The following is a 15,108-nucleotide window of genomic DNA, read 5'->3' as shown; positions in this document are numbered from 1 at the left end:
TAACCGGTGATCCCGGGAAGTGGGTGGCGGGCTGGGTGGGCGTCGGAGGCGGCCATATTACCGATCGAGCCGACCGGACAACATAACCGGCGGTGAGGGAAAGGGCCGCTACTTCGTCGATGCGTGCCGTGACCGGGACGGCCGGCTGCGCAACGTGCTGGTCACACTTCCGTTCCATAACTCGACACACGCCGTGCTCGAGCCAACCGGTGCCGAGCTCAGCGTGATGCCTTCCTGGAAGACCAAGGCGCTCGCGGCGAGCGCGTTGACGCAGTGGGCCGCAGGCATCACCGAGCCGACAGGGAGACTCGTCATCTCCGGCAACGTCTCGGTCGGCCTTGGCTTCGGCTCGTCCACCAGTGATGTGGTCGCCGCCATCCGCGCCACTGCGGACGCCCTGCGCCTGCCGCTCAAGCCGGAGGACATCGCCACCTTGGCGGTCAAGGTCGAGCGCGCGAGTGATCCGCTGATGTTCTCTGACGTCCCGATGCTCTTCGCGCAGCGGGAGGGCGTGGTGGTCGAGCGATTCGAGCGCTCTCTCCCGCCGCTCCTGATACTCGGGGTCCGGACCCTGACCGACCCGGTCCTGACCGACAGCCTTCCGCTGCCCGACTACTCCTGGCAGGAGATCCAGCAGTTCAGAGTGATCATCGCAGCGGTACGCCGGGCGATCGCCGCCGGCTCCGTCGCCCTGCTGGCGAAGGCGGCGACCCGCAGCGCCGAGATCAACCAGAGGTATCTGCCACTGTCCGTGTGGCCTGACCTGTACCGGACGGCTGCCGAGTGCGGCGCGCAGGGATTACAGATAGCTCACAGCGGTTCGATCGCGGGCCTGATCTTCGACGCGCGATCCGCCCGCCTCGACGACTCGATACACCTGGCCGAGGAACAGCTCGGCCGTCAGGGAATGCAGTTCTGGCGGTTCCGCTGCGGCGAATGGCTCACCTCCACTGACCAGTAGGTCATGAACGGACGTCCCGGCAGCGCTCCGCCAACCGCTGGCCCGCGCAACCCGCGACGCGGCGACGACTTCAATCCGGGCCGGCCAAGAAATCCTGACGAAGGTATGCGAATATGGACTTCACGGTGTATTCGGCGTCCGATGAGAGTTTCTTGCTTCCCAAGATAATCCGGTTCTCCCCGAGATTCTACGGCGCGGCTTTCTTCCTGATGAAGCTGATCCCCGCACGTTTCATCATCGATGAGGCCATCCGCTCCGGGCAGCTGACACCCGGTCGCTCCACCGTTGTGGAGACGAGCTCGGGAACCTTCGGCCTGGCACTCGCGATGGTGTGCCGGTTGAAGGGGCTGCGCTTCCACATGGTCACCGATCCTGTGGTCGACGCCACGCTGCGGCGCAGGATCAGGGATCTCGGTGGCACTGTCGACATCGTCAGCGGTCCCGCCCTGGACGGGCCCGGCGGCGTCCAGCAGGCTCGGCTCGACCGCTTGGCGGCGGTCATCGCGAACACGGAGGGCGCATTCTGCCCCTCCCAGTACGACAATCCGAAGAACCCCGGAGCCTACGCGCTGCTCGCCGAACAGCTACTCACCGCACTCGGCCCCATCGACTGCCTGGTCGGTCCGGTCGGCTCGGGCGGCTCGATGTGCGGCACGGCCAGAAGCCTGCGCACGATTGTGCCCGAGCTGCGGGCCATCGGCGTCGACACCCATCACAGCGTGCTGTTCGGGCACGAGGACGGGAAGAGAATGGTGCGTGGCCTGGGTAACAGCCTGCTTCCCGCGAATCTGGACCACACCGTGTTCGACGAGGTCCACTGGGTGGATTCGCGGACCTCCTTCTGGGCCACCCGCCAGCTGCACCGCGAGCACGCGCTCTACATGGGCCCGACCAGCGGCCCGTCGTATCTCGTGGCGGATTGGTGGGCGCGCCACCATCCGGACTCGACCATCGTGGCACTGCTGCCCGACGAAGGATATCGCTACCAGGAGACCGTCTACAACGATGACTGGCTCGCGGAGAATGGGCTGACTCCCGGGCCCCACGTCGAGTCTCCGGTGGCCGTGGACGCGCCCTGGGACGCGGTCGTCCCGTGGGCCTCCTTCTCCTGGGCCCGGCGGACATTCGACGAGGTCATGGCCGGCCGGCCGCGGAAGGAGCCGGGGTGACCGCCGCCATCCTGTTCGTGGAGAGCAACACCAGCGGCACCGGTCAGATCTTCGTCGAGCGTGCGGCCGCGCTCGGCCTGCGTCCCATCCTCGTCACCGCGGAACCCACCCGCTATCCGTTCGCGTCCCGGCCGGACCTGGAGGTCGTCGTGGCTGACACGTCCGATCCCGGTCGGGTCTGGTCGCGGTGTGTCAGCGTGCTGGGTGCGGAGTTCCGGCCACTCGGAGTCTGGTCGAGTTCGGAGTACTACCTGCCGATCTCCGCGCGGGTCGCCGGCATGCTGGGGCTGCCCGGCCCCGACGCTGCGGCGGTCAGCGCGTGCCGTGACAAGGCCCACCAGCGCCGAATCATCGCCGAGGCCGGCTTGGCGGATGTGGCGAGCGTCCTCGTCCGGACGCCCGACGAGGCCGAGCGGTTCGCCGAGAAGGTCGGCCTGCCCGTGGTGGTGAAACCTCGCGCGGGCTCGGGGAGCATCGGTGTGCGGCTCTGCCGCAGCCTCGATGAGGTAGCGAGCCAGGCCGGGCACCTCCTCGGCGAGCAGCACGACGATCGCGGCCCGGCCACCGGGAGCGGAATCCTGGTCGAGGAGTTCCTCGACGGCTCGGAGTACTCCGTCGAGATCATGGGGGGACAGGCCGTCGGCGTAGTCCGGAAACATCTCGGGCCACAGCCCTCCTTCGTCGAGGTCGGTCACGACTACCCCGCACCGTTGGCAGGGGACCTCGAGGATCGGCTCGTGCGCGAGGCAGTGGCCGCGGTGCGGGCGCTGGGGCTCGGATGGGGGCCGGTCCATGCCGAACTGCGGCTGGCGCGGGGGGAGGAGCCGGTCGTCATCGAGGTGAATCCCCGGCTTGCCGGCGGCTTCATCCCGGAACTGATCCGCCATGCCACCGGACGGGACCTCATCGAGGAGGTCATCAGGATGGCCTGCGCGCTTCCTGAAGGGGTGACCGTGCCCAGCCGGCCCGCCGACGGGCCGCGGGCGGCGTCGATCCGTTTCCTGCTCCGCTCTGCGGCCCCGCGCGTTCCCGTGGATGTCCTCCGGCATTCGGTGCGGCCACCCGTCCACCTGCTTCTTTACCGTACCGGGGACCGCGCCGCGGACGATCAGGCGACGGGAGATTTCCGGGACAGGATCGGGCACGTGCTCGCGGCGGCCACCAGTATCCGGGAGTCGGCCCGCCTCGTCGAGGAGGCTCTCGGGAACGTGACCGCACCAGGTGCCGGGCCTGTGGACGGCAAGACCCCCGTCGCGGACGGTCGGCTGTGACGGGCCGCGCTGCCGGTCCCGGGGCAGCCCCCGGGGCCGGAGGGGCGGCCGTCACGGCCGGAGGAGTGACTGCCGTGGATTCCACCGGGCGTATCCAGGAGACTGTCCCGTCCGAACTGCGCCGGCTCGCCTATGGGAACCCGGACCGTGCGACCGAGCTGGACCTGCTCTCTCACGTTGACCTGGCACACGTCGTCATGCTCACCGAACAGGGAGTCCTCGACCGGCGGGACGGCGCACCGCTGCTCGAAAGCATTCGCCGGCTGCGTGCCTCGCGGTTCGCCGAGCTGGCCGCGCGGGATGCGCCCCGCGGGCTGTATCTGATGTACGAGAATTATCTCGCCGATCACCTGGGGTCGCGGATCGCGGGCTCCCTGCAGCTCGGGCGTTCCCGGAACGACCACACCGCCACTTGCCTGCGGCTGCGGCTGCGGGAACGGCACCTTCGAACCGTGCGTGCTGGACTGGATCTCGTTGAGGCGCTGGTCGACAAGGGCAGGCAGTATCGCTCGGCGGTGATGCCGGCCTACACCCACGGGCAGCCGGCCGTCCCGATCACGTTCGAGCACTACCTGCTCGGCGTGGCGCGTGCGCTGATGCGCGCCCTGCGTCGACTCGACGATGTGGCGGAGAGCCTCGCTCTCTGCCCGCTGGGCGCCGGCTCCATAGGCGGCACCACGGTACGCATCGCCCCCGAGCGAACCGCCGGGCTCCTCGGCTTCACCGGAACATTCAGCAGCTCTGTCGAGGCGATCGCTTCGCGCGACGTGTTCCTGGAGGCCCTCGCCGGCTCCATGATCCTTGGCGTGACCGCCAGCCGTCTCGCGGCGGATCTCCTCCAGTGGCTCACCGACGAGTTCGCCTTTCTCCGCCTGCCCGACTCTCTGGTCGGCTCCAGCTCGATGATGCCGCAGAAACGAAACCCTTTTCTCCTCGAACATGCCCAGGGCAGGCTGGCCACCTGCGCGGGAGCACTGACCACCGCGGCCGTGGCGATGCACGGCAAGCCGTACACGAACTCGATCGCAGCCGGCTCGGAAGCGATCCGGCTGGCCTGGGACGCGCTGGACGCGACGCGGGAGGGACTTCACATGCTCACCGCGGTCGTGGCCGGCCTGCTCGCGGACACCGAAGCGATGCGGCAGCGGGCGGTTGACGGTTTCACCGTGGCCACGTTCGCCGCCGAGCGGATAGCTCAGCTGCGGTTGCTCCCTTTCCGGGAGGCGCATCATCTCGTCGGGGAGGCGGTGAACAGGGCCGCCGCCGGCGAAGGGGCTCTCCTCGATCTGGTTTCTGATCTCCTCGGCACGGACCGGGAATCGATGTTCCCGGAGGGCGACGATCCGGCTGCGGTGGTCGAGAGAGCCCGTTTCGGCGGCGGTCCGTCAAGCGTCGCCGTTGCCGCGACACGCGCGGAGATCGAGGCGGAGCACGCGGAGACAACGGCCCGCGTCGGTCAGCGGGAAACCGGCTGGAACCGGTCCTGGTCTGAGCTCGACGAAGCCGTAACATCACTTCTCGGCACTGACACCACAACCGGAACGGCTGGCGGTGGCACATAGTGTTGACGCCGCGATCTGACCAATGATAATTCCCGATGGAGGGTATCACGATGCGACAGGAAGCCTTTGTCCTCATGGGTGGTGCTGCCAGGGCACGCTACCCGGAGTTCTATTCTTTCCTCCGTGGCCGTGGGTTGCGGATCCTTTACATTGACGACCCTGAGACGGTTGATCAGGATTGGGTCCGCCGCCTGTCGAACCAGCCCGACCGGCAGGCATGGTGCTCTGCGAGGTCATTCGAGGCGGCGGTCGCCCAGACCCTCGGCTGGGGTGAAGAATACGCTGTCCGCGGCGTCTACGGCGCCGTGGAGGAATTCGTCACGGCCGCTGCCGTCGCCGCCGACATCCTGGGTTTGCCCGGTGCCGGAGTGCGGGCCGGCATGGTGGCCCGGAACAAGTTCCTGCAGCGAGGCTACTTCCCGGCGCTCAGCCCCCGGTGGCAGCACCATACCGCCGGGGAACCGCCGCCCTCCCCAGCAGGGAGGACGGTGGTCAAGGCGCTGGACCGACACGGCGGTCAGGGCATCCATCTGGCCGACTCTCCGGCCGCCCTGGCGAGGGCACTGGAGGCGTTCGACGCCGGGACCGCACTCCTGGTGGAGGCGGTCGCGGACGGGATCGACATCAACGTGGACTCCCTCGTGCACGAAGGGGAGGCGGTCTTCACCAACGTCAGCCAGGAACCGCCGTGCCCGCCAGGGAAGAATTTTCTGGAGATGGGTTACACGATTCCTGCCAATGCTGTCTCCATGGCCGGGGCGGATGCCGTCCGTGTGGCGAACCAGAAGATCGTGGATATTCTCGGGATCGGCTCCGGAATGATCCACGCCGAGTACCGGATGCCCCCGGGTGGATCGCCGGTCTTGATTGAGTTCGCGGTGCGGAACCCTGGAGATGGACTTCTTCCCATGTATCAGCTGTCGACCGGGATCCCGCTGGAACACCAGATCCTGCGGGCCATGATGGGGGAGCGCCCCGAGTACAGCACCCCGACCCGTCCGGTGCGCCAGGTCTTCTTCGAACATGAGGCGGGAGTGCTGGACGGGGTTGCCGTCAAAGGATTCGATGTCGATCCGACGTACATCCCGCTGCAGTCCCATTTCGATCCGGTGAGCCCGGCACGAGGTGCGGCGACACTACACCGGGTCGAGATAGAGTGGGCGCCGGGTGCAGTGCTCCCCCCGCTGCGGCGGGGAGCCGACCGTCTCGGGTCCTTCCTGATCGAGGCCAACGGCATCGATGAGCTCGACGCTCTCGAGCGGGCTGTACGCCAGGCCCTGGTGGTGACCTACCGGTGACCGGGCGGATGCTCAGATACGTGTGTGTCGACGTCTTCTCGGATTCGGCCTACCGGGGTAATCCGCTGGCGGTCGTCCTTGACTGTGACGATCTCGACGCAGGGCAGATGAAGTCTGTGGCCAGGGAGTTCAACTATTCGGAGACGGTCTTTCTCGGCCAGCCGACCTCGGTCGGTGCGACCGTGGGTGCCAGGATCTTCTCTCCCGCAGCGGAGCTGCCGTTCGCGGGGCATCCCAGCATCGGTACCGCGATGGTGGCCGCACACCTTGGTGATGTGCTCGACCGGCAGACGGGAGAAATCATCCTCGATCTGCCTGTCGGGCCGGTGCGGGTCACGGTCGAGAAGCGCACCGAACCATACTCCGGGAGCGCGGAGCTCACCTTCCCTGGGCGGACGGAGAAAGGTCCTCAACCGCCCGATGAAAAGGTTATGGCGGATGTTCTCGGTATTCCGGTTGGCGAGATCGACACAACCGTCGGCCTTGCTGCGGTCGGGGCCGGAGTCCGGTTCCTGATAGTTCCGCTGAGGACGCTGTCGGCCATGGAGGGAATTCGCTTCGATCTTGCTGCCTGGCGTGCGGAGATCGGCGACTTCTGGGCTCCGCAGATCTATGCCTTCACTGCGGCCTCCGTGGATTCGGGTGCCGATTTCCGGGTCCGGATGTTCAGCCCCGCACTTGGAGTTCTCGAAGACACCGGAACCGGCGCGGGAGCGGTTGCCCTGGCATCCTATCTCCATGGCCGGCGCCGCGAGTCGGAGCTGCCCAATTTCGGTTTTGTCCTCGAACAGGGCGTTGAGCTGGGACGGGCCAGCCGCCTGGAATGCCGGGTGGCAGCGGGCGATGACGGCACGCCGGTAATCCGGGTCAAGGGGGAGGTCGTCTTCGTGGGTGCCGGTACCAGGGTCCTTCCACTCTCCGGGGACAGGCCTCGGTAGACGCCAGGGCGAAGGAAGTCGGTTGTTGCTCCGCGGGCTCGGAACTCGCCAGTCGGTCGACCCGTCAGCCGCGGCTGCCGTCCAGCATGGCCGTGGCACGCCTCGTCTCCGGGTCGCGGGTGAGGGTGGTGAGGATTGTGTAGTCCTTCTTGGGTCCGCGGACACCCGTCGAGATCGTCAGTCTTTCGTTCGAGAAGTGGTAGGTCGCCGAGTACAAATCGGGTGTGCAATAGTGGACATCTGCTGCCCTGAAGGTGTCGCCGCTACCACGTTCGGGACGCAGGGTTACAAAGGTGCGCTCACCGGGGGGCGCGTCCGCGAAGGTGACCCTGATGTGGTCTTTCTCCAGCAGGTAGTAATATTCACGGGTGGCCGGCCCCGAGTACCCGGACTGCAGGCTCAGGCGGCCTTCCTCCCGATAGAGAAGCGTGCCCGGGAGGAGCGGGTCGAAAAACGCTGCGCCATCCATCGTCCCGATTCCCGGAATCTCCCGGCGTAGCGCCCACGTGCCCTCGAGTTGGGCGAAGATCTCGGCGGCCTCCGCGCCCGGAACCGTTGCCCCGCTCGGCTCGCCCTCGGCTAGGTCTGGCACGTCCCACAGCCTTCCTGATTCTCGTGGGCGTCTTGGCATCGCGCCCGGGCCTCCTCGATCAGAACCCGGGCGACGGTGGGCGCCGCATGCGCACCCATCATACGGTAGTGCGCCGGAATCACCGGTGCGTCCCAGAACCAGTTTTTCTCGTCCCGGGCGGATTCGGGTTCCGGTAGCACCCCCAGAATCCGCCCGATCCGGTCGGCCTGTTCGAGGTCGTTATGGGGAAATTGCGGGCGGGGGCGTGCGAGCCTGGTCTCACGAGCCGTCCCGACTCCGCGGGCGCGTTCTAGGGGGGCGGGGCTCGGCACCGCAGAGGCCATGACCGCGCAGACCCACCTGGCCTGCAGTTCGACCACACCGAAATAGGGCCCCCGGTACATTCCGACAAAGCTCAGGCCGGGGATCTCCTGAGGGAACACCGCGTCCGCCAGGAGGACCGGCTGAAAAATGTCCGTGGGATCATATTCCACTGCCCGCGACACCGTGCGGGGAAGGAACGTGAGGTCGGGCCGGTAACCCGTGCACCAGATGACCGCGTCGGCGTCGACCCGCCGGCCGTCATCGAGAACGACCGCGGAACGTTCCAGTCGCCGGACCCGTCCGGCGACCACCCGCAGGCGGCCTTCGACCACTTCCGTCCCCACTGTGTCGGAGACCACCACGTGCGGCGGGTCGGTCGAGTCTGGATCGAGCCTGAGAGCCTCGTCGATCTCGCCCGGGTTCATCCCGATGGCCGACAGCATCTGGTTGCGTCGGCGGTATCTTTCCGCTGGTGGAGGAGCGACGGCGCCCGGAGGCCCCAGCCTCGCCGACCGAGTGTTGCCGTACAGGTCCAGGGGTACCCGGCGACCGCCGCCGAGCGGGATCCGCCTCGGCACCAGCCAGAACGGCCGCGGGGTGACGGCGGTGACCGCCGCTCCGTCCCGGGCCAGTTCCGCGGCTATTTCCGCGCCGCTGAAGGCCATGCCGACGACAACCACCCGCCGGCCCCGGAACTCCGCCGGCCCGCGGTAGGCACCGCTGTGTATGGAGAGTCCGTCGAACCCGCCAGAGACGCGGGGAAACACCGGCCGCCCGAAGAAGCCTGTCGCCACCACGAGCGCGTCGAAGACCTCCGCCCGGGCGCAGCCTCCCTCAGAGAAGGCGACCCGCCATCTGCCGGACACCCGCTCGACACCGGTGACCCGGCAACCGAAACGGATCGCCCGATCAGCGTCGAAATCGCGGGCATAGGACTTCAGATACTCGGCGACGGCCGCCGACCGTGGGAACTCCGGTGTGCCGGCCGGCCACGGATAGTCGGACAGTGAACAGGTGAAGCGGGAGATATTGGTTGTGAGCTCCGGCCACACCGACCCGGTTCGTGGCCGCCACAGACCGCCGGCTTCCGGCGCGCTCTCGAAGACGGTGGGCACCAGGTCGTATTCACGCGCGGCTTTCGCGGTGGCAAGACCGGCGAGGCCGGCTCCCACAATCGCGACCGAGGGCACCGGAACAGCATAGGACGGTACCCAGCAGCGGGACGGGCCTTCGCGTCACAGAGACAGGGTGGTCGGGTCGCCTTGCGCTCGATGCTTGAACGTCTCCTGACGGCCGGGCAGACTCGAGGCACATGACCAGCGCATCCGGACCCGTTGTCCTCTACCGCGGAGGCCATGTCCACAGCCCGGCCCGGCCCGGCGTCACCGCTCTACTCACCGCCGGTGGCCGTATCGCCTGGGTCGGTGATGATCCGGCCCTGGTCGTCGACCAGGCCGACATCGTCGTCGATCTTGACGGCGCGCTCGTCACCCCCGGTTTCGTGGACGCCCACATCCACGCGACCGGTGCCGGTCTCGCGCTCAGCGGCCTTGATCTCGCCGGCACGCCGACGTTGTCGCACGCCTTGGACGTGATCGCCGCGGCGGCCCGCGACAGCCCTGCTACGACACTGCTCGGCACCGGTTGGGACGAGACCACCTGGCCCGAGCAGCGTGCCCTGACCAGCGCCGACCTCGAAGCCGCGGCTCCCGGCCGCCTCGTCTACCTGGCCCGCGTCGACGGCCACATGGCGGTCATCTCCGGCAGACTGGCAGCGGCGTCCGGCGCCGTGGCCCTTCCTGGCTGGGTCGGTGACGGCAACGTGACCGACGGCGCCCATCACGCCGCCCGTGTCCATGCCTACGGCACCATCGGTGAGGCGCAGCGCGCCGCCATCTGGCGGCGGCTGCGTACCGCCGCCGCCGCGCTCGGCATCGTGGCGCTGCACGAGATGGCGGGGCCGGAGGTGTCCTCCGCGGACGATCTCGCGGGTCTGCTCGCCCACGCCGCCGTCGAACCCGGCCCGCGGATCACCGCCTACTGGGCCGGCGACCCGGCCTTGCTCGCCGATCTCGACCCCGCTGGGACGTACGGCGTCGGCGTCGGCGGGGACCTGTTCGTCGACGGTTCGCTCGGCTCACACACCGCGGCTCTGCGCGAGCCCTATGCCGACCGGCCCGGTCACCGGCCGCCGCCGAAACTCGGTGTCGACGGCGTCGCTGCGATCGTGCTGGCCGCGGTCCGCGCCGGCCGGCAGCCAGGTTTCCACGCGATCGGTGACGCCGCCGTCGACACCGTCCTCGCGGGGCTGCGCGCAGCTGCCGACCAGGTCGGCCGAAGCCGGGTCGCGCACAGCCGGCCCCGGGTCGAGCACTGCGAGTTCGTCCATCCCGAGCAGATCGCCGAACTCGCCGGCCACGGCGCGGTCGCTGTCGTGCAGCCCGCGTTCGACGCCTGCTGGGGCGGCCCGGCCGGTATGTACACCGCCCGGCTGGGCACCGCTCGTGCCGCCGCGATGAATCCGTTCGCCGCCCTCGCCGCCGCCGGTGTCGGCCTCGCGCTGTCGTCCGACGCCCCCGTCACTCCGCTCGACCCCTGGGGTGCGATCCGCGCCGCGACCGGCCACCACACTCCGGCCGCTCGGCTCACCCCCGCGCAGGCGCTGGCAGCCGCGACCCGCGGCGGCTGGCACGCCGCCCGCGCCGACATCGGCCGCGCCAGCACCACCGGCGCCGGGACTCTCTCCCCGGGCAGCCCCGCAACTCTTGCCCTCTGGCACCTGCCCGCAGGCCTTGACCCGGCGGCAAAGCCGCCCCTGCCGGACCTCGCCGGCCCCGACCCGGTCTGCCTGCGCACTGTGCTCGACGGCGCCGTGCTCCACACCCGTCCCGATCTGTCCGGTAGGAGGGTTGGCCAGCATCGAGGAAACGTGTCCGCCGGCACCGGACCCCGGTGAACCCGGCACAGGCTGATCATCGTGAGCGTGATTTGAGTGCAGAGCTTCCCCGATCATCCTTCCTTTTTCGGTATGGCCTCATTCGGCACCGTCCGACCGGAACATCATCTACTGGATCGAACGTACGCTCCGCGCCGGACGTAACCCCGGGACCTACCGACTGCTGGGATTCCTCGTCCACTGCGGGCATACCGTGAACGGACGTCGGCTCGGCCGTCGTGGTCTCGATGGCCTGCATCGCCTGAAACAAACCTGGCCCTACCTCAGCCCAGCCGATCAGGAGAAGCGGACCAACGGCGTCGAAGGCTGCCCGGCTGTAGTTCCGCTCGATGAGCGGTTCGGCGACGTTCAGCGCCAGCGTGACGAAGCCGGCGAAGGCGAGCAGCCGCCACGCCGGCCGCATCTGGCGGGTGCTCCCACCACGGAGCGCCAGGTGACGGATCCCGAGGAGAACCGACCACCGACAGGTCCACCGCCGGAGCGACCAGCGGCGCGATGTACGGCGACACACCCAGGTGGAGGCCCAACGCCCAGGAGTTGCCGAAGCCGAACAGGAAACTCAGCCCCATCACCAAGCCCATGATCACGGTGACACCGCGGACGGCGAAGCTCCCCGCTCCCTGACCGTCGCCACCCCCCGGCGTGCTCATCGGACACCTCCGCCCACGGAACGCTCAGAGCCGGCCTCCACGACAAGCCGCCCTGACACTGCAACGTTGGTCAATCCCGCACGGGTCTGCTGCGAACCCCGTTGAGGGCGCACGGTGCCGCGTCCCCACCCGGCTGGGTGGGCGCTCAGGCGGTCGCAGGCCCGAGGTCCTTGCGGAGGGCGTAGGTAGCGATCCGACAGCCGGAGATCTAGACCTAGGCATAGTGCGGATCGCCGACACCCCGCGCTGGGCGACGATCGCGGGCAGTCGGGACTGGCAGGCCGTCCGCTTCTGCGGTGGACGGGCAAGGCCAGGCTGGGTCTGGGTCCAATCTACGAGGACGTTGTTAGCGGGCCGTTCGCTTGCGCGTCTATACCACGTTCTGGTTCGAGAGGACGGCCACGGCCGCGGCGGCCTGGTCTGCAGTGATGAGACGTCGCCTTTAAGGCTTGCCGAGACCATTCGTAAGTGAGAGCGGCCGTCGAGGTGGAAGTGCCGTCCGTAGTCGAACGGCTACACGACTCGGCCTCTGGCGGGGGCGGGGGCGCAGGGCGAATCTGGTGGCAGGAAGACCCCCGCGCATGCGAGGGCGCCCTCCAACGGTCAGCAGCCCGCGGCCAGTCCGCTGTCGTCCCGGCGCAGGCGGGGGGTCTTTCGGGGTGGACACCCCCTTTTTTTGATCACCGCAGAGGTTCGTCCCCGTGCAGGTGGGTGAACTCCACAACGTCGACTCCGAGTGGAGTCGTCCCCGCGCGCGGAGGCTCCTGGACCGACGTCATCTGGAACCCGGTCACCGGCGTCGTCCCTGTGCACGCGAGAGTCCTTCCCCGGTACCACTGGCCTGAGATGCCCGACGTCGTGTCGCTGCCGCATATGCGGGATCTTGCGCGGAGATCACGGTAGAACCATGTAAATTCGCGCTTCGAGGTCCGACGTCCTCTCCATGCCTGTACGAGACTCGCGGCCTGCGGCTACGGGCACGGCGTGGTTCACCAGGCGACCATCAGGAGGTAGGCGGGGCGCGCTGGGTGCGTAGCTGATCCGGCCCTTGAGCGCGGCCGTGAGCACAGTTGGCGGGCCGCCGTCACGCGACCTTGTGTGACTACTTGACGCGCGCGTGGACGGGGCCAGACCTACCATGGCCGTTCTGCTGAAGCTCGAACAGGTCGGTCGCGACCATCAGGTCCATGAGGCGGGAGTAGCCGTAGGTCTTCAGGACGATCGCGGGGTGCTTCCGGATGGCTGACCCGACGGCCGACAGATGCGTCCACCCGTCAGGGCTGGGGTTCGTCGTCACCGCCTCGCGTAGCCGGCTGACCAGCACGGCATTCGCGCGCAGTTCGGCGGACGTTGCCCGGGTGGGAGGCACCCCCGGGGTGGACTTCACCTTCTTCTTGTTCTTCGGCGGGTCAGCGACAGCGGTCTGCGGCGTGTTGGCAGCTGGGGCCGCCGCGAACCTCTCAGAATTGCTAGGCGTCCCAGGTGACCGCTGCGTCGGAGGGGCGGCCTGGGTAGGGCCGAGCGCCTGGTCTGGCGTCAGAGCAGGCGCTGGCGGCACTGCCGCTGCGAGGATCTCGACGAAGGTGAAGGTGTCGCAGGCGGCTGGCAGGCCCGGGTCCGTCTTCTTCTCCTCCCCGAACCCGTAGACGGTCAGGCCGGCCTCGCGGATCCGTTCGGCCAGGCGGGTGAAGTCGCTGTCGGAGGAGACCAGGCAGATTCCGTCGACGGATCCGGAGTGCAGCAGATCCATCGCATCGATCGCCAATGTCAGGTCTGCGGCGTTCTTCCCCTTGACCGCGGCGAACACCTGCACAGGACGGATGGACAGTTCCAGCAGGGTCTTCTTCCAGCTCCTCGGCGCGCCGGCCGACCAGTCGCCGTAGGCGCGCTTCACCTGCACGTTTCCGTATCGGGCGATTTCGGTGAGCAGCGGTTCGATGGCCCACAACGGTGCGTTCTCCGCGTCGATGAGCACCGCAAGCCGGGCCGGCCCGGGGCTGTCCACCACGCTGGTTCCTCCCTCTCGGGCACCCGGCGCTCACGGCTACAAAACACGCCTGGCGCTCACAGGATGACACGCGGCCTGTAGGTCCGCAGCACCAGCGGCCCCCAGGCCGTTTGCAGTGCCGCAGCGCCTCGCGCCACCCGGCCTGCACCCAGCGGGTGCCACACCTGAGCGTGACACGGGCGTGGCACCACGGTCCCATCGTGGTCTACGGGCCCGATGAGTTGGATGCCTTTGCCGACAGCACCGGTGACGAGATCGACCAGTAATCGTCGATACCGCCCGGCCCTCACGCGATCGCCGGTGGCCCGGTGCCTCTGTCCCCGAACAGGCCAGACCGTCTCTCCCTAGTTCGCCATCGACCACAGATCGTGACCGGCGCGCTTTGCGTGTCCGGTAGCGGTGATTATGACTTTTATGTCGACAATGCGCTGGCCGCGTGTGTGCGCATTGTGTGCGCGGATGCTCCGGCACGTCGCGACATCGGCCGGCACGTTACGGCACCGAAAACGCCCTGACCTCGGATTTTGCGGCACGACGCGGCACGTTCCGGTATGTTCAGATACGCGGTGTTTCGTCTTGTAATCGAGCGGTTAGGGGTTCGAGTCCCCTCGCCGGCTCCAGAGGCCCTGTGGGGTGCCAGAACTCGGCCACCGGCGTTGACCTGGTCTTTTAGGCGGCTCGTTCGTATTCGTTGATCAGGCCACCGAGGGCAGGCCGGCGCTTGATCCGTGCCGTCGTGACGTCGGTGATTGGATGGTCGGGCCGGGGTGGTTGAAGGCGGAGCGCGCGGTGCGGGCGTCGTCCGTTGTAGTGCCGTGCGTACTCGGCCAGGACGGTGCGCAGGTGCCGTTCACCGAAGATCAGCATCCGGTCGGTGGCTTCCGTCCGGACGGTGCGGACGAACCGTTCCGCGTAGGCGTTCGCCCGCGGAGTCCGGGGTGGGATCCTGACCGTGGTGATGCCGGTGTCGGCGAGGACCGCGTCGAACGACGCGGTGAACTGCCCGGCCCGGTCGCGGATCAGGAACTGGAAGTCGACCGCCCGCTCACCGAGGTCCATCACAAGGTTGCGGATCTGCTGGGTGGTCCAGGGCCCGTCCGGGTGGGCGGTGACCTCGAGGATATGGACGGTGCGGGAGCCGACCTCGATGGCAAAGAAGCAGTACAGACGCCGCAGCGTCACCGCGCAGTCCACGTGGAAGAAGTCCACGGCCAGCATGGTCGCTGCCTGCGTGCGCAGGAACTGTCGCCATGTGGTGTCGGTCTGCCGTTTCGGAGCCGGTGGCAGCCCGAGGGTCTTCAGGACCCGGCGGATCGTGGATGCGCTCACCCGGTAACCGAGCTTGAGGAGCTCGCCCTGGATCCGCTGGTAGCCCCACGTCGGGTTCTCGGTCGCGAGCC

At 68.3% G+C, this 15,108-nt stretch carries 11 protein-coding genes and 1 pseudogene; 7 read left to right on the top strand and 5 right to left on the bottom strand.

Annotated elements, in window-relative coordinates; genetic code table 11:
• The first annotated feature begins 193 nt into the window (after positions 1–193).
• The 6 genes from FMEAI12_RS20205 (at position 194) to FMEAI12_RS20180 (ending at position 7,199) form a co-directional block, all read left to right on the top strand.
• Positions 194–961, top strand: a complete 768-nt coding sequence (locus FMEAI12_RS20205) for a hypothetical protein (RefSeq protein ID WP_146776738.1) — start codon at positions 194–196, stop codon at positions 959–961.
• Between the two features lie 152 nt (positions 962–1,113).
• Positions 1,114–2,130, top strand: coding sequence for a cysteine synthase family protein (locus FMEAI12_RS20200; RefSeq protein WP_200835345.1), 1,017 nt, complete (start codon positions 1,114–1,116; stop codon positions 2,128–2,130).
• On the top strand, positions 2,127–3,401 hold the full coding sequence (locus FMEAI12_RS20195; protein WP_112107362.1) for an ATP-grasp domain-containing protein: 1,275 nt from the start codon (positions 2,127–2,129) through the stop codon (positions 3,399–3,401). The genes FMEAI12_RS20200 and FMEAI12_RS20195 overlap by 4 nt, the downstream gene beginning before the upstream one ends.
• 74 nt (positions 3,402–3,475) lie before the next feature.
• Positions 3,476–4,963, top strand: a complete 1,488-nt coding sequence (locus FMEAI12_RS20190) for a lyase family protein (protein WP_112107360.1) — start codon at positions 3,476–3,478, stop codon at positions 4,961–4,963.
• A gap of 50 nt (positions 4,964–5,013) precedes the next feature.
• Entirely contained in the window at positions 5,014–6,261 is a 1,248-nt protein-coding gene (locus tag FMEAI12_RS20185) for an acetyl-CoA carboxylase biotin carboxylase subunit family protein (RefSeq protein ID WP_235014231.1), read from the top strand.
• A complete protein-coding gene (locus FMEAI12_RS20180) occupies positions 6,258–7,199 on the top strand; it encodes a PhzF family phenazine biosynthesis protein (RefSeq protein ID WP_112107356.1) in 942 nt (313 codons plus the stop codon). Before FMEAI12_RS20185 ends, FMEAI12_RS20180 begins: the two co-directional genes overlap by 4 nt.
• 64 nt (positions 7,200–7,263) lie before the next feature.
• On the opposite strand, the gene FMEAI12_RS20175 is transcribed toward FMEAI12_RS20180, so the two are convergent.
• Positions 7,264–7,791 (bottom strand): DUF6314 family protein, encoded by a 528-nt coding sequence (locus tag FMEAI12_RS20175; protein ID WP_112107354.1) that lies wholly within the window; start codon positions 7,789–7,791, stop codon positions 7,264–7,266.
• Positions 7,779–9,284: an NAD(P)/FAD-dependent oxidoreductase gene (locus FMEAI12_RS20170; RefSeq protein WP_112107352.1), complete on the bottom strand. Its 1,506-nt coding sequence runs from the start codon at positions 9,282–9,284 to the stop codon at positions 7,779–7,781. The genes FMEAI12_RS20175 and FMEAI12_RS20170 overlap by 13 nt, the downstream gene beginning before the upstream one ends.
• Before the next feature lie 122 nt (positions 9,285–9,406).
• Here FMEAI12_RS20170 and FMEAI12_RS20165 point away from each other — a divergent pair, with 122 nt between their 5' ends.
• Positions 9,407–11,050 (top strand): amidohydrolase, encoded by a 1,644-nt coding sequence (locus FMEAI12_RS20165; RefSeq protein ID WP_112107349.1) that lies wholly within the window; start codon positions 9,407–9,409, stop codon positions 11,048–11,050.
• A 229-nt stretch (positions 11,051–11,279) separates the two neighbouring features.
• Here FMEAI12_RS20165 and FMEAI12_RS20160 read toward each other — a convergent pair.
• From FMEAI12_RS20160 to FMEAI12_RS20150, 3 genes and pseudogenes are all read right to left on the bottom strand, one after another.
• Positions 11,280–11,700, bottom strand: a pseudogene (locus FMEAI12_RS20160) (hypothetical protein); the annotation flags it as partial.
• A 1,102-nt stretch (positions 11,701–12,802) separates the two neighbouring features.
• Complete coding sequence (locus FMEAI12_RS20155) at positions 12,803–13,708, bottom strand: NYN domain-containing protein (RefSeq protein WP_235014230.1); 906 nt, start codon at positions 13,706–13,708, stop codon at positions 12,803–12,805.
• Positions 13,709–14,377: 669 nt separating this feature from the next.
• Positions 14,378–15,108, bottom strand: a 731-nt coding sequence (locus FMEAI12_RS20150; protein ID WP_235014229.1) for an integrase core domain-containing protein, incomplete at its 5' end; no start/stop codon positions are given.

The organism is Parafrankia sp. Ea1.12 (genome assembly GCF_900465275.1).
Lineage (GTDB): Bacteria > Actinomycetota > Actinomycetes > Frankiales > Frankiaceae > Parafrankia > Parafrankia soli.
Note: the sequence above shows the minus strand (reverse complement) of the source record. Positions and strands in the feature narration are given on the sequence as shown.